Annotated in this window: 14 protein-coding genes; 12 read left to right on the top strand and 2 right to left on the bottom strand. The window is 71.6% G+C overall.

All coding sequences use genetic code 11. The features are described from left to right. Positions 1-1080: 1080 nt before the first annotated feature. From ACFVGY_RS31765 to ACFVGY_RS31710, 12 genes are all read left to right on the top strand, one after another. Positions 1081-1554 (top strand): hypothetical protein, encoded by a 474-nt coding sequence (locus ACFVGY_RS31765; protein WP_385683996.1) that lies wholly within the window; start codon positions 1081-1083, stop codon positions 1552-1554. Between the two features lie 296 nt (positions 1555-1850). Then, positions 1851-2426 (top strand): ATP/GTP-binding protein, encoded by a 576-nt coding sequence (locus ACFVGY_RS31760; protein ID WP_241695339.1) that lies wholly within the window; start codon positions 1851-1853, stop codon positions 2424-2426. Between the two features lie 39 nt (positions 2427-2465). Beyond that, positions 2466-3158: an SAF domain-containing protein gene (locus tag ACFVGY_RS31755; RefSeq protein WP_385683993.1), complete on the top strand. Its 693-nt coding sequence runs from the start codon at positions 2466-2468 to the stop codon at positions 3156-3158. Further along, positions 3155-4084 (top strand): hypothetical protein, encoded by a 930-nt coding sequence (locus ACFVGY_RS31750; protein ID WP_385683990.1) that lies wholly within the window; start codon positions 3155-3157, stop codon positions 4082-4084. Before ACFVGY_RS31755 ends, ACFVGY_RS31750 begins: the two co-directional genes overlap by 4 nt. After that, on the top strand, positions 4077-5648 hold the full coding sequence (locus ACFVGY_RS31745) for a CpaF family protein (RefSeq protein ID WP_385683987.1): 1572 nt from the start codon (positions 4077-4079) through the stop codon (positions 5646-5648). The genes ACFVGY_RS31750 and ACFVGY_RS31745 overlap by 8 nt, the downstream gene beginning before the upstream one ends. Next, positions 5645-6562, top strand: coding sequence for a type II secretion system F family protein (locus ACFVGY_RS31740; protein WP_385683984.1), 918 nt, complete (start codon positions 5645-5647; stop codon positions 6560-6562). The genes ACFVGY_RS31745 and ACFVGY_RS31740 overlap by 4 nt, the downstream gene beginning before the upstream one ends. Continuing rightward, on the top strand, positions 6559-7449 hold the full coding sequence (locus ACFVGY_RS31735; RefSeq protein WP_385683981.1) for a type II secretion system F family protein: 891 nt from the start codon (positions 6559-6561) through the stop codon (positions 7447-7449). Before ACFVGY_RS31740 ends, ACFVGY_RS31735 begins: the two co-directional genes overlap by 4 nt. 18 nt (positions 7450-7467) lie before the next feature. Further along, positions 7468-7656: a hypothetical protein gene (locus ACFVGY_RS31730; RefSeq protein WP_007268895.1), complete on the top strand. Its 189-nt coding sequence runs from the start codon at positions 7468-7470 to the stop codon at positions 7654-7656. Between the two features lie 27 nt (positions 7657-7683). Next, positions 7684-8106: a TadE family protein gene (locus ACFVGY_RS31725; protein WP_385683978.1), complete on the top strand. Its 423-nt coding sequence runs from the start codon at positions 7684-7686 to the stop codon at positions 8104-8106. Continuing rightward, positions 8103-8546: a TadE/TadG family type IV pilus assembly protein gene (locus ACFVGY_RS31720; protein WP_007268897.1), complete on the top strand. Its 444-nt coding sequence runs from the start codon at positions 8103-8105 to the stop codon at positions 8544-8546. Before ACFVGY_RS31725 ends, ACFVGY_RS31720 begins: the two co-directional genes overlap by 4 nt. Next, positions 8543-9001, top strand: coding sequence for a pilus assembly protein TadG-related protein (locus ACFVGY_RS31715; protein WP_241695329.1), 459 nt, complete (start codon positions 8543-8545; stop codon positions 8999-9001). The genes ACFVGY_RS31720 and ACFVGY_RS31715 overlap by 4 nt, the downstream gene beginning before the upstream one ends. A 7-nt stretch (positions 9002-9008) precedes the next feature. Next, positions 9009-12569: a LysM peptidoglycan-binding domain-containing protein gene (locus tag ACFVGY_RS31710; RefSeq protein ID WP_385683975.1), complete on the top strand. Its 3561-nt coding sequence runs from the start codon at positions 9009-9011 to the stop codon at positions 12567-12569. 89 nt (positions 12570-12658) lie between these two features. On the opposite strand, the gene ACFVGY_RS31705 is transcribed toward ACFVGY_RS31710, so the two are convergent. Both ACFVGY_RS31705 and ACFVGY_RS31700 read right to left on the bottom strand, forming a co-directional pair. Further along, positions 12659-12892, bottom strand: coding sequence for a DUF397 domain-containing protein (locus tag ACFVGY_RS31705; RefSeq protein WP_385683972.1), 234 nt, complete (start codon positions 12890-12892; stop codon positions 12659-12661). After that, on the bottom strand, positions 12889-13737 hold the full coding sequence (locus ACFVGY_RS31700) for a helix-turn-helix transcriptional regulator (protein WP_128637667.1): 849 nt from the start codon (positions 13735-13737) through the stop codon (positions 12889-12891). Before ACFVGY_RS31700 ends, ACFVGY_RS31705 begins: the two co-directional genes overlap by 4 nt. Positions 13738-14160: the final 423 nt, after the last annotated feature.

Genomic DNA, 14160 nt, shown 5'->3' with positions numbered 1-14160 from the left:
CCCGGCCCCGCCGGCCCCCAACGCGACCGCCGCCCCGCCCCGGGGGGGGCCCACCCCCCCGCCCCCCCCCCCAGCCCCCGGGCCGCCCTGCACCGGCCGTGGCGCGGGGGCCAGCCCCCGGACCCCCTGGCAAGGGCTGCGCCCCTGCACCCCGCACCGGGGGCTCCTCGCCCCCGGACCCCTCGCCAGCGCCTTTCGGCTGCGCTGGACCAGCCACTGCCGCCTGCCCTGCGCGGGCTCCCTGACGGTCGCCCACGCACCGCTGCGGGCCCCAGGGGGCCCTCCACTGGGCAGTTGCCCCTGGTGAAAGGGGCTCGCGCTGTCTGGGGCTGAGGAATTGGCAGGTCTTGTCTGAGGGCTGACGGTCGACCCGTGGTTACTGCGATCGGATGAGGTTGGCCGGGGGTATCGCACCAATCCAGGTTGAACGTTCCCTCACTTCGTGCGCTGCGGCAGGTATCGAGGTCTGGAGTCGTGGCCGGCCGACCGGGTTGACCGCAACCAAGAGGAACAGCGCGTCTGCCACACCCGCCCGGGGTCTGGCGCCCTCGGGCTCGGGCGGCTGGCTGGAGATGGTCTGCTCCAAGCCAGACGGTTGCGTTCGTTTCCAGCCATTCCGATTACGCATTGAGCCAATCCGCTTCCAGAATCTGAAGTGCAGATGAATCGACATTCTGAGTTGCTGGGAAGGGGTGGGTCGCAAGGTTCCAGTTGCTGGCGTCTCGCCCCTCGGACGGAATTCCGAGAAGGTACCGCGAGGGTGTAGAAACATCCGGTTTGCACCGTCCGCGTGGCCGTGAACTGCACTAATGGCTTTCGATGTTGGCCGCCTCTGCGTAACGTATGGGAACAGTCCGGTCGCTTGTGACGGTTGTGGTTCACGCCGCGCGAAACAGGCCGCAAAGGTCTGCACCGGGCGCGATGGCTTTCTACGGGGAGGCAGCGGTACCGATGGCACGACTCGCTCAGCTTGGCTGGAACAGCAGCCGGGCAGTTCCTGCATTTCTTTTGACTGTCTGCGTCGCCCTCACCGCGGCGTGCACCTCATCGGGCGGCTCGGACAACGAGAAGGACAAGGCGGTGCCCCCCACGGCCACGCCCGCTCCGAGCAAGTCGGCGACGCTCGATCCGACTGAGGCCGCGAAGGCCGAGGCCCTGACCGCGTACAAGGCGTACTGGACGGAACTCCCGAAGGCCTACGCGGTGACCGCGATCGAAGGAACCGACCTCAAGAAGTACGCCACTGCCGACGCCCTCAACAAGGCCATTGAGGAGACCGCCAACCTCAAGACCAACGGCCGGGTCATGACCGGCGAGCCGGTCCTCTTGAACCCCATCGTGACCGGGGCGGATCTGGAGAAGAAGAGCCCCAGCGTCTCCGTATCGGCCTGCCTGGACGTCTCCAAGTGGAAGATCACGGACAAGAAGACCGGCCAGCCGGCACCCGTTGCGTCCAGCCCCGTCCCCAAGTACGTCATCACGAGCATGATGGAGCGCTGGAACGGCGCCTGGATGGTCCTCAAGTACGAACTCCACGCGGACCAGCCGTGCTGACCCGCCGGCACGTCGCTCTTGCCCTTCCCCTCGCCGTGTCCCTGGTTCTCCCCGCCACAGCCGAAGCAGACGAGAAGCCGAAGTGCGAGACCGGCTTCGTCTGTCCGATCGTCGTGGTCCCTGGTGGTCCCGGCGGAAGCACTGGCGGAGGAACTGGAGGCGGCAGTGGAGGCGGCGGTGGAGGAGATACCGGCGGAGGCGACAGCCGCTACACCTGCACCTACACCCTGGCCGACCCTCAGCCCGACGACGAGAACCCGCTGTGGGGGCCCGGCGGCCGGAAGCCCGGCGTGTCCATGTACATCGAGGACTGCCTCGACAAAGAAACCGGCATGCACGACGTCAAGAACATCTTCACCGACGCCCCGCCTGGCGGCGGAGGCCCGGTGATTGACCCCGCCGTCGTGGCGCGCCAGGCCGTGGACAAGATGCGCCTGCGTCCGCCGGCGATCGGCATCACCCCCAAGCCGGGCGGCAAGGGCGTGGTCGGGATGCCCGTCTACATGTGGACCGAGACCGGCCCAGAGACGTACGGCCCGAACGTGGCCTCGGCGTCCGTCGGACCGGTGTCGGTGACGGCGACGGCCAGGGTGTCGAAGATCGTGTGGAACATGGGCGACGGGAAGACCGTCACCTGCACGACGGCCGGCACGCCCTACAAGCCGGAGTACGGCAAGAACTCGTCTCCGGACTGCGGACACCGCTACGACAAGCCGTCCTCCACCACCGGCTCAGGCACGTACCACGTCACCGCGACGTCCACCTGGTCGATCGACTGGCAGGTCACCGGCGGCGCCCAGGGCGGCCAGCTGACCGAGATCCGCACGAGCGCCGTGGACATCAACGTCGCCGAGGTCCAGGTCCTCAACTAAGCACGCGCACGGCTGCACTTCCCGAGAGGCATCATCCGAATGGAAACCCCCGCCGCCCCGCCGGTCCCGCGTCCGGCCGGCCCGCGCACCGAACTCCCCATCACCACCGCGGCACCCGTGAAGAAGCAGCGCCGGTACGCCGCGGCCGCCCTCAGCACCGTCCTGGCCGTCGCGGCCGCCCTCGGCGCGGCGGCCGCGGTGTCCGCCGTAGGCGATCGCACGAAGGTCCTGGCCATCGCCAACGACGTCCCCGCCGGGCAGCCGCTCACCGACGCGGACATCATCGTCGCGGAGGTCTCCGCCGACTCGGCCCTCACCCCGATGCCCGCCACCGACCGCGCCAGCGTCGTGGGCAAGCGCCCCGCGGTCGACCTGCGCAAGGGCAGCCTGCTCGTCGCCGGCCAGCTGCAGCCCGGCACCGGCCTCGGCGACGACAAGCAGCAGGTCGGTGTCCAGGTCAAGCGCGGTCAGGCCCCCGCGGGCTCCCTCGTCCCGGGAGACAAGGTCCTCGCGGTCACCGTCCCCGGCCAAGGCGAGCAGCCCACCGGCAAGGACGGCGCCGAAGCCCCGCCCACCTCCGTCAAGGCGGTCGTCGTCTCCGTCAGCCGGCCCGACGCCTCCGGCGCCGTCGTCGTCAACCTGGCGGTCTCCTCCTCCGACGGGCCTCTGCTGGCCACCCGCGCTTCCTCCGGACGGATCGCCCTGGTCCGCGACGTGCGGACCGGATCGTGACAGTCACCGCGCTGGTCAGCGCAAAGTCGTGCGGGGTCACCACCAGCGCCCTCGCGATGACCCTGTCCTCCACCCGCCCGTCACTGCTGGCCGAATGCGACCCGGCCGGCGGCACCATAAGGGCTGGCCTTTTTCAGGCCCAGATCACCGCCGGGACCGGCCTCTACCACCTCGCCGTCGCCGAACGCGCTGGCGAGGACGCCCTCGCGCAGGCCTTCGCCAGCCACCTCGTCAGCCTCGACCAGTCCGGCAACCGCCAGGTCCTGCCGGGCCTGACCGACCCCGCCCAGGCCCCTGCCCTCGCCCGGACCTGGCCCGCCCTGGCCCAGGTCATGCGCGTGCTCTCCGACGAAGGCGGCTACGACGTCGTCATCGACGCCGGCCGCCTGGCCCTGGAGTCCGGCCGCCTCCACCACACCCTCACCCCCGCACCCCTCCTCCACGGCGCCGACCTGGTCCTCCTCGTCGTACGCGCCACCGACCAGTCACTCGCCCTGGCCCGACACATGACCGAGCCTCTGCGTAACGAGCTCACCGACCGCGGCACCGGCCCGGACGCCCTCGGGGTCCTCCTCATCGAGGACGGCCCCCGCCGCGCCCACGAGGTCTCCGAAGCCCTGCGCCTGCCCGTGATGGCGGCGCTCCCCTGGGAGCCGGACACCGCCGCGTACCTGGCGGGAACCGGCCGGGCCCCTCGCAAGCTCAGCAAGTCCGCGCTCTTGGGCTCCGCCCGCACCGCGCTCGGCCACCTCCAGGCGGCAGCCTCACGCCGGGCCCTGCACCAGAAGTACGCGCCCACCGCACCGGCACCGGCCGCCCTGCCGGCGCCGGCAGCTGCGCCGGCACCCGCTTTGGAGGCACCTGCTCCGCAGGTCGCCGGGGTGCTCCAGCGCCTGGGCCAGGGAAAGGTGGACCCTCGTGTCTGACACCCAGCAGCGCCCCGACGGCGGGGCCGCGCGCGGCCCCGCCGACATCGCCGGACTGCTGACCGGCCGCATCGGTGCGACCCGCATCCCCCAGCCCACCGCCGTGCCCGCCGCGGTACCCGCACCGGCGCCCGCGCGGCCGGCCCCCACCCAGGCGGCAGCCGCAGGCCCGGGCGCCGTACCGAAGCTGGCTGGGCTTCCTGGCCAGCTGCCCGTCGGCTGGGAAGTGATCGAGGCGCTCCAGGCGGAGGTCTCCGCCGAGCTGTCCGCGCACGACCCCAGCCGCCTCCTGGAGGAGGACGACCGCCGGGCCCAGGCCCGCTCCATGGTGACCAAGGCGGTTGCCAAGTGGGCCACGAAGTACGCCCACGGCAACCCCGACCTGACCGCGGCCGAGGAACACGCCGTCGGGGCGGCCGTCTTCGACGCGATGTTCCGCGGCGGCCGCCTCCAGGGCCTCCTGGACGAGCAGGGCGTCGAGGACGTCATGGTCGACGGGGTCCGCGCGCACATCGAGTACTACGACCGCCCTCGGCGCACCATCGAGCGGGTCGCCGACTCGCACGCCGAGCTGATCACCTGGGTGAACCGGATGGCCGGCCTGTCCGGCCACGGCGAGCGCGCCCTGACCCAGGCCACGCCCAACGTCGGTTTCCGTATGCCCGACGGCTCCCGCGTCACCGCGAGCCTGCTCACCACCCGCCCGTCGGTGGTCATCCGAAAGCACCGCATCCGCCAGCACGGCATCGACGAGCTCGTCCGATGGGGCTCGATCAACCCACTCCTGCGAGCCTTCCTCCAGTCCTGCGTCCAGGCGAAGCTGAACATCCTGGTCGTCGGCGACATGGGAGCGGGCAAAACCTCCCTGCTGCGTGCCCTGGGCCGGGAGATCCCGCCGGGGGAGCGGATCGCCACCCTGGAGTCCGACCGCGAGCTCTACCTCGACGAGCCCGGGCCGCCCGACAAGCCGGGGCCGCTGACGTTCGCGTTCGAGGCCCGCCAGTCCAACGGCGAGGTCCGCGCCGGCGCCAACTCCGGCGAAGTATCCATCGGCGACATGTTCCCCACCGCCCTGCGCTACAACGTGCACCGGGTCATCGTCGGTGAGGTCCGCTCCACCGAGGTCCTGCCCATGCTCCAGGCCATGTCCGCAGGCGGCTCGGGCTCCATGTGCACCCTGCACGTCCGCCGCCCGCACGCGATCATCTCCCGCCTCGTGCAGCTGTGCACCGAGGCCGGCATGCAGACCGAGGCCGCCAACCACCTCATCGCCTCCGCGATCGACGTGGTCGTCTACCTCACCTACCTCGACGAAACCGCCATCGGCGGCCGCAAGCACCGCTTCGTCTCCCACATCTACGAGGTCCACGACGTCGTCGGTGAAGGCGGCCGCCCCACCACCAGCGAGCTCTTCGCCCCCCACGGAGACGAACCGCGCGCGGTGTACCGGAACATGCCCTCCTTCATAGACGTACTGGAGCGCACCGGCACCTTCGACCGCCGCTGGCTGACCCAGAACCCCGAAGGCGCCTGGGGCCCGACCCTGGAGTTGGTGAAACGATGAACTCCGCCCAGCTCGCCCTCGTCGCAGCCCTGTGCGCCCTCGTCATGGTCCTCGCCGGCCTGATCGCCGTACGCGAGTGGCGCGGTCGTGTCGTGGACCCGGCGAAGCCTGCCTCCCGGCGCGCCAGCCGGATCCGCGCGGCGAAGGCCGGCCTGCCCGAGGCTTGGCAGCGCCGCTGGCGCGCCCTGGTCACCACCGCCGGCATCACCGTTCTCGCGGTGTGGGCGTACACCGGGTGGCCCGTCCACGGCGTCCTCGCGGGCGCCGCGGTCCTGGGCTTCCCCTTCCTCCTCAATCCGGGTGTCGCCGCCGAGCAGCGCATCGAGCGGCTGGAGGCAATCGGCCAGTGGCTCAACGGCCTGGCCGGCATCCACACCGCCGGCATCAGCCTCGTGCAGACCATCCGCGCCTCCGCCCGCAACGCCCCCGCCCCCATCGCCGCGAATGTGCGCGCCCTCGACGAGCGGCTGCGCTCCGGCATGGACTCCAAGCAGGCTTTCGCGCTGTTCGCGGACGAGCTCGGCGACGGTGTCGTGGACCACGTCGCACTGCTCTTCCAGTCGCACGCGGCGAACATGGGCCCCGGCCTGTCGACGGCGCTGGAGGCCCTCGCGGTGACGATCCACCAGCAGGCCGCCGACGCCCGCGACATCGAGTCCGACCGCGCCAAGATCCGCAAATCCTCGCGGATCGTCAGCATCGTGATCTGCATCGTTTTCGTCGGCTGCATGCTCAACGAGGCCTGGAGCGCCTGGTACCAGTCCCCGGCTGGTCAGCTCGCCCTCGCGATCCTCGGCGGCCTCTTCGCCTGGACGCTGGCCTGGCTGCGCCGGGCGGCCGCGACCAAGCCGGACCCCCGCCTCCTCAACCCCCTGGACCAGGCCGAGCCGGCCCTGACGGGAGCCGTCCGATGATCCCCATGGAAGCGGTCCTTCCCGCCGCGGCCGCAGGCGCCCTCACGGGCGTGGCCATCCGCGCCCTGTGGCCGGCCCGGCCCGACGTCGTCGCGGTCATGGACCGGCTCGACGCCGACCACATCGCCCGCCAGCCCCGCGTCACCGCCGCCAGCACCGGGTCCCTGCCCGAGAAGGTCGGCACACGGCTCCTGGCCGCGTTCGGCGAGCGGATCACCCTGCCCGTCCGCGACCTCAACCTGCTCCGGATCAGCCCGGCCGAGCACCTCGGCAAGCGGTTCCTCTTCGCGCTGTACGGCCTGGTCCTGCCGCAGCTGGCCGGGGCGCTCCTGTCGATGCTGGGAGTCGGCCTGCCGTTCGTGATGCCGGCCGCCGCAGGCCTCGGCCTCGGCGCCCTGTTCTGGCTGTGGCCCGGTCAGGAGGTCAAGAAGGAGGCCGCGGCCGCCCGCCTCGTCGTACGGCACGCCGCCGCCTCCTACCTCGACCGCGTCGCCCTGGCTCGCATCGCCAACTCCGGCGCCGCCCAAGCCCTCACCGACACCGCGGACGTGGGCGACGGCTGGATCTTCGAGCGGATGCGCCAGGCCTTCTACGAGGCCGACCTCGCCGGCGTCACCGTCTGGGACGCCCTCAAGCAGCTCGGCGAGGAACTCGACATCCCCGAACTGACCCGCCCCGCCGACACCCTCGCCCTCGCGGGCGACGGCGCCGCCGTCTACACCACTCTCCAGGCCCAAGCCCGCCAGCTGCGCGTCGCGATCCTCGCCGACGCCAAAGCCCAAGCCAACGAAGCCAGCACCAGCATGGTCCTGCCGGTGACCTTCGCCGTGCTGCTCATGTTGGTCTTCGTCGTCCTGCCACCCGTTGTCTCCATGTTCAACGGCTGAACCCCAAGGGAGAACACCATGCACATCCGCGCCCTGACCACCTTCCTCGCCGCCCGTGTCGAGCGGCTGAAGAACGCCCCGAAGGACGCCGGCCAGACCTCGGCCGAGCTCGCCGTCATCGCCGGCGTCGTCATCGCCATCGCCATCGCGGTCGTCGCCGCGATCAAGACGTTCACTGACGCCAAGATCCCGCTCATCAGCGGCTGAACCAACCACCACGAGAAGGGGAGCGGCGTGAAAGACCAGGCCGGCAACCGATGGCGGCGCCTACGCGCACGCCTGCGGGACGAAGGCGACCGGGGCTCGGGCAGCGTGGAGCTGGCCGTGCTCGCCGTCATCGTGTTGTTCCTGGTCTTCGCCGCGATCCAGACCGGCATGTACTACCACGCCCGATCCGTCGCCCGCTCCGCCGCCACCCAGGGGGTGGAGGCCGGCCGCCAGCTCGGCGCCGGCCCCGGCGACGGAGTCGCCCAGGCCCAGGAACTCCTCGCCAAGTACGGCAGCGTCCGCGGGGCGAGCGTGTCCGCCGACGGCAGCGGCCCCGAGCAGATCCGCATCACCGTGCGCGGCACGGTCGCCACCCTGGTCCCCGGCTTCGAACTGGACGTCGTCCAGAGCGCCGAGGCTCCGGTCGAGCGCTGGGTGGAGGCGCAGTGAAGCGGGCCCGGCGCATCAACTGGCGCGAGGACCGGGGCAGCTACAGCGTCGAGACCGTCATCCTTGCCCCGGCCATCATCGCCCTCATGCTCCTCATGATCGCCTTCGGCCGGATCACCGACGCGTCCGGCGCCGTGGAAGGCGCCGCCCGCGCGGCCGCCCGTGCCGCCTCCCTCGAACGGGAAGCAGGCGCCGCGCAAGCCTCCGGAGCGGCGGCCGCGACCCGCAGTCTCAACGGCGAGGGCATCCACTGCGCCTCCTCCAGCGTCTCGGTCGACACCTCCGGGTACGGCCTCGACCTCGGCCAGGAGGCCACCGTCCGCGTCACCGTGGCCTGCACGGCTGCGCTCGGCGAGATCGGACTGCCCGGGCTCCCGGGATCCCGCACGCTCCGGGCCTCGTGGACCAGCCCGATTGATTCCTACAGGGGCCGCCAGTGATCACCGCCCTCACCCGCCGCCTTGCCGCCGTGCGGGACCGGATCCGCCACGACGGCGACCGCGGGTCGCTCTCGCCGTTCTACGCATTGAGCGCCATCGGCATCATCATGATCATGGGACTTCTGGTCGACGGCGGCGGCGCCCTCAACGCCACGAACAAGGCCACCGGCCTCGCGCAGGAGGCCGCCCGCGCGGCCGGCCAGCAGCTCAACGTCCCCGCCGCCGTCCAGGGCACCGAGATCACGGTGGACCCGGACGCCGCCGTCGCCGCCGCCCAGGACTACCTCGCCACCCAGAACGTCTCGGGCTCCGTGACCGTCACCGACGGCGGCCAGCGGCTCGAAGTCACCGTCCACGACACCTACAACACGTTGTTCGCCCAGTTCGTGGGTAGGTCGACGATCAGCGTGTCCGGCACGGCACACGCCCGACTGCACACCCAAGCCGGAGGCTGACCGCCCCATGAGCACCCCCGTACGCCTGCTCCGCGCCCTGCTCGGCCTCGCCGTCCTGGCCGCACTCATCGCCGGGATCCCCCTCGTCCTGCTGGCCGTCGGGTACCAGCCCACGGACTTCGCCGGCGGCTGGGACCTGCTGACCCAGCAGGACGACGGCAGGCTGTTCTTCACGGTGCTCACGACGATCGGCTGGATCGGCTGGGCGGCCTTCACCCTCTCTGCCCTTGTCGAGATCGTCGCGCTGTTCCGCGGCCGGAAGGCGAAGAGGATCAAGGGGCTCGGCGGGCTGCAGTCCTTCGCCGGCCTTCTCATCGGCGGCCTCGTCTTGGTCGCCCCCACCGCGGCCTCGGCCGCGACCACCGGCCCGGCCGTCGCGGCGACAGCCGTACAGGCCGCAGGCACCAGCAGCGCGGCGACCGCCGAGACGGCGGCCGCGGCGCAGCAGGACGCCTGGCCCACCCACACCGTGACCGGGGATTCCGAGCTCCCGTGGGACCTGGCGGAGCAGTACCTGGGCAGCGGCCCGCGCTGGAAGGACATCGCCGCCCTCAATCCGAGCATCCCGCAGCTCGCGGCCGGCGATCAGTTCCTGCCCAAGGGCGCCGTGATCCGGCTGCCGGCCGACGCCAACATCGCCAAGCCAGCCGCCCCGGCTCCGGCCGCCCCCTCCCAGGCAGCACCCGAGACCGCCACGCCCCCGCAGCAGCCCGCACAGGCCGCTCCCACGGACGCGAAGCCGGCCGCGGCCGAGGAGAAGCACGTCGTCAAGACCGACGAGAACCTGTGGGGCATCGCCGACCAGCACGGCAACCCTGAGGACTGGCCGAAGATCTTCGAAGCCAACAAGGGCAAACCCCTGCCCGGCGGCGGCACGTTCGACAACCCCGACCTGATCGTGCCCGGCCAGGAACTCACGCTCCCCGCCACAGTGACCCCGGCGCCCGCCCCTGACAGCAGGCCCGCCCCGGACACCAAGACGCCCCCGAAGCCGGACACCGCGAAGGACACCCCCACACCCGCAGCCCCCGCGCCCGCCACCCCGGCTCCTGCCGCCTCAACCCCCGGCACCGGCCCCACCACTGCCGCTCCCGCGCCCGCGCAGGAAGGTCAGAAGGCGGACAGCACTCAGCAGGCACAAGATGACGAGGCTCTGGCGCCTGCTGCCGTCTGGATGGGCGCAGGTGCCCTGGCGTCCGCGCTCATCGGCACCCTCGCCACCCGCCGCATCCTCCAGCAGCGCCGCCGCCGGCCCGGCCGCCGCATCCCGATGCCCACCGGCAGCGCCGCCGCCACCGAGCAGGGCCTGCGCTCCGCCCAGCACCCCACCGGCTTCGACCTCCTCGATGCCGCCCTGCGCACCCTCGCCCTCAACCTCGCCGCCGCCGAGCGTGAACTGCCGGTGGTCACCGCCGTCGTCCTGCACGAGCAGAAGGTCGAGCTCCACCTCGACCAGGACACCGCGCCGATGAAGCCCTTCTCCGGCACCGCGGGGCGCACCGACCTGTGGAGCTGCGCGGCCTCCAGCCCCGACCTCGCCGACCGCGACGCCCTCCAGGGCGCCGACGCGCCCTACCCGGCCCTGGTCTCCCTGGGCTGGGACGGCGCCGGCCGCCTGGTCCTCGTCGACCTGGAGCACGTCGGCGTGCTGCACCTGGACGGCGACGCCGACCACGCCCGCCACGTCCTCCAGGCCATCGCGGTCGAGCTGGCCAGTACCCCGCTGCCCGGCCACCTGGAGATCACCGCGCTGGCCGAGACGGCCGCCGGCCTCGACGAGGCAGCACCCGAACGAGTCGCCCGCACCGACACCCTCACCGAAGCGGTCGCCGAACTCACCAGCCACACCGGCGACCAGCGCCGAGCCCTGGCCGCGCTTGGTGCACCCACCCTCCGCGCAGCCCGCCTCCAGGAAGACGCCGGCGGCTCCTGGACACCCCACATCCTCCTCGCCGCCGAACTCCCCGAAGGCAACCAGACCAAGGCGCTGCTCGACCTGATCACGGCCCAGCCGCGGGTCGCCGGCGCGGTCGTCACGGCCAGCGAGAACGCGGACCTGGACCCGGAGGAGGGCTGGACACTCCACTGCGCAGGACCCGACGAGACCATCGTCCTGCCCGGCTCCGATCTGCCCATCAAGCTCCAGGGCCTGACCGACCAGCACTTCGCCGACGCGATCGAACTGCTCACCCTCTCCGCCGCCGATACAGACGTACCCGCCCGCGACGAGTGGCTGGACGGCCTCCTCGACTCCGACGAGCGCCCGGACGAGCAGGAGGACCAGGCGCAGGAGGAGACGGAAGAAGAAGACCTGACGGACGAGACCGGCGAGGACGAAGCACCCCAGCCGGAGTCTGGTGCCGACGAGGATGGGATGCCGGACGAGTACGCCGACATCGAGCGCGAGGAACTGGAGACCGAGCACCAGGCCGGCACCGGCACCGGCACTGACACCGGCGCTGGCGAGACGGACGAGGAGCTCGCGGAGCCCGCAGTCCTCCCGGCTGAGGTACCCGACAACGAGACCGAGCACGGCACCACCAGCCCGACCATCGCCGACCTCTTCGAGCCGCCCGCCGTTCCCACCCCCGCCCCGGCACCAGCAACTGCTGGGCCGGAACCGGCGCCTGAACCTGTACTGCTGACGAGGCAAGGAAGCGACTCGACCGAGACCCGCCCTGAGTCAGACAACCCGGTCCCGGCCCCGGCCCCTCTCCCGGCCCCGGCCCCTCTCCCGGTCCCGGCCGCGGTTCCCGTACCGGTGCCGGCCCCGACTCGCGCCGCTGACGATTCCGACGGTCCCGAGGGCAGCGCGCCAGCGGTGCTCCTGCTCGGCCGGGTGGTCATCGAAGGCGCAGCCGGCCGGATCGACTCCAACCGGCAAAGCGCAGCCGTCGAGCTCGTCTCCTACCTCGCGCTCAACCCCGGCGCCGACCACCACGCGATCGACGATGCCCTCTGGCCGGGCCGCCTGGTCAACAAGCAGATGCGCAACGCCGTCATCTCCCGCACCCGCTCCTGGCTCGGCAAGGACGCCGCGGGCGAGGCGTACTTCCCCCGGGTCCAGGACACCGGCGACAGCCGCTACCGCCTCGCCCAGGCCGTCACCTGCGACTGGAAGATGTTCCAGAACTTCGCCCGTACCGGCCTCGCCCGCCACGACGAGGACGGCGAGCTCGCCCTGCGCCGGGCCCTGGCCCTCGTCCGCGGCCGCCCCTTCGCTGCGATCGACCCCCAGCGCTACGCCTGGGCGGAGCCGGCCGTCCAGGAGATGGTCTCGGCCATCGCCGACGTTGCCTACGAGCTGTCCACCCGCCGCCGGGAGGCCGGTGACTGCGCCGGCGCGCTCTGGGCCGCGCACCAGGGCCTCCTCGCCGCCGAGGAGAACGAGATGTTGCACCGGCAGGTCTTCCTGGCCTACCACGCGGCCGGAGACGTGGACTCTCTCCGCGAAGCCGCCGCGCGGCTGGCCCGGATCAACGAGGGCCTCGGCGGGGGAGTGGATATGGAGGCCGAGACCGCGCAGCTGCTGAGCACCCTGCTGCCGAAGTCGGTCATCCGGCGCTGACGGCCCGCCGACTGGGTATCGCCATACAGGCAAGGCCCGGACTCCCCCCGCTGCGGGCTGGGGGAATCCGGGCCTTGGCTTTCAGCGAGTCAGGCGGTTGGAGCTTGCTCGCAGGTTGCGTGCGGCAGGAACGCGGTGAAGGCGGCCTGGGTGAAGGCGATGGCCGGTCCCGCCGGCCTCGTCGAGTCGCGGACGGCGATGAAGCCGCGGGTGCGCCGGACGTCGGCGATCTCGACGCACTGCTCGCCGGCGTCGCTGAACGACGACTTGTACCAGTCCGCTTCGGGAAGGTCGGTGGCGTACAGCCTGGTCGTGTCGGTCATGACTTCTCCATGGTGGATTTGATCTTCTCCCGTGAGTCGTCGACGGGGAGTGCTGCGGCCACGATCCGCTCGAAGGCGGCCTCGTAGACCTTCACGTCGTCGGTGCCCTCGGCGAAGGACCCACCGCGCAGGGTTTCCAGGCTGATCACGGTGGGCCAGGGGTGGGGGAACCTGACGATGTGGAACGGGCCCGCCATCCCGGGGTGAGGGGTGGCGAGTATCGGCATCACCTGGAGGGTGATGTTGGGCAGGTCGGCCATGTCGAGCAGGTGACGCAGCTGCTCGCGCATCAGCGAGGGGTGGGTCGCCGACCGGTAGTGCAGGGTCGATTCGTGGATGACGGCCCACAGTTTGAGAGGTCCGCCCGGCCGGCTGGTGTCGGTGAGGATGGCCTGGCGCTTCTTGCGCATCTCCACGAGCACGGACACCTCTTCGGCGGTCCGGGTGATGGCGGTGGCAGTGATGATCTCGCGGGCGTACTGCGGGATCTGCAGCAGGCCCGGGAGCACCTCGGGCCGGTAGATCCGGGTGTCCTCCGCGTCCTCCTCCAGGCCGATGTAGTCCTTGTAGTTCGTCTCGGGCAGGTCGCCGTAGTTGCTCCACCAGCCGACCTTGTTGGCGTCCCGGGCCAGCTCCTCCATCGCGGTCACCACCGTCTCGTCGGTGACCCCGTAGGCCTTCAGGAGCGGCTTGACGTCCTTGATCGGCAGGTGGGCTTTGGCGTTCTCGATCCGGTTGATCTTGCTGGCGTCCCAGCCGACGGCCTGAGCGGCGCTGTCGGAGGTGTTGAAGCCGGCGTTCTTCCTGAAGGTTCGCAGCGCGCTGCCGAGACGGCGTCTGCGCACGGTCTGCACAAGCGGCGGTGTGGGCACGGGAAGTTGGACCTCTCTGCGGGCTGGCAGGTCGATGCAGGGGGCGGATCTTCCCCTTCCGGGGGTGCGGCTTCCTCTTGCCGGGTCAGTCTGCCCGTCCCGGGGATCGGAAGTCGATCGAACATCCCTCCAATCGTTGGGAGTTTGGTTGCAATGGTTGCAGGCATCGCGTCATCGGGTGCATTCTTCCAATGTGACGCCGTGACCAAGTGTCAGCAGATGATCACGCTGAGGTGGTAGGTCGCGGCCCCAGAACGGCCGGGTTCGAGCATGGCCCGGCCCGCCGGGGGGGGGGGGGGGGCGCCCCCCCCGGGGGCGGGGGGGGGGCGCGGCCCCCCCCCCCCCCACCACCCCGCCACCGCCCGCACAAGAAACAAACACGCACGCACACCCACA

The organism is Streptomyces sp. NPDC127106 (assembly GCF_042677605.1).
Lineage (GTDB): Bacteria > Actinomycetota > Actinomycetes > Streptomycetales > Streptomycetaceae > Streptomyces.
Note: the sequence above shows the minus strand (reverse complement) of the source record. Positions and strands in the feature narration are given on the sequence as shown.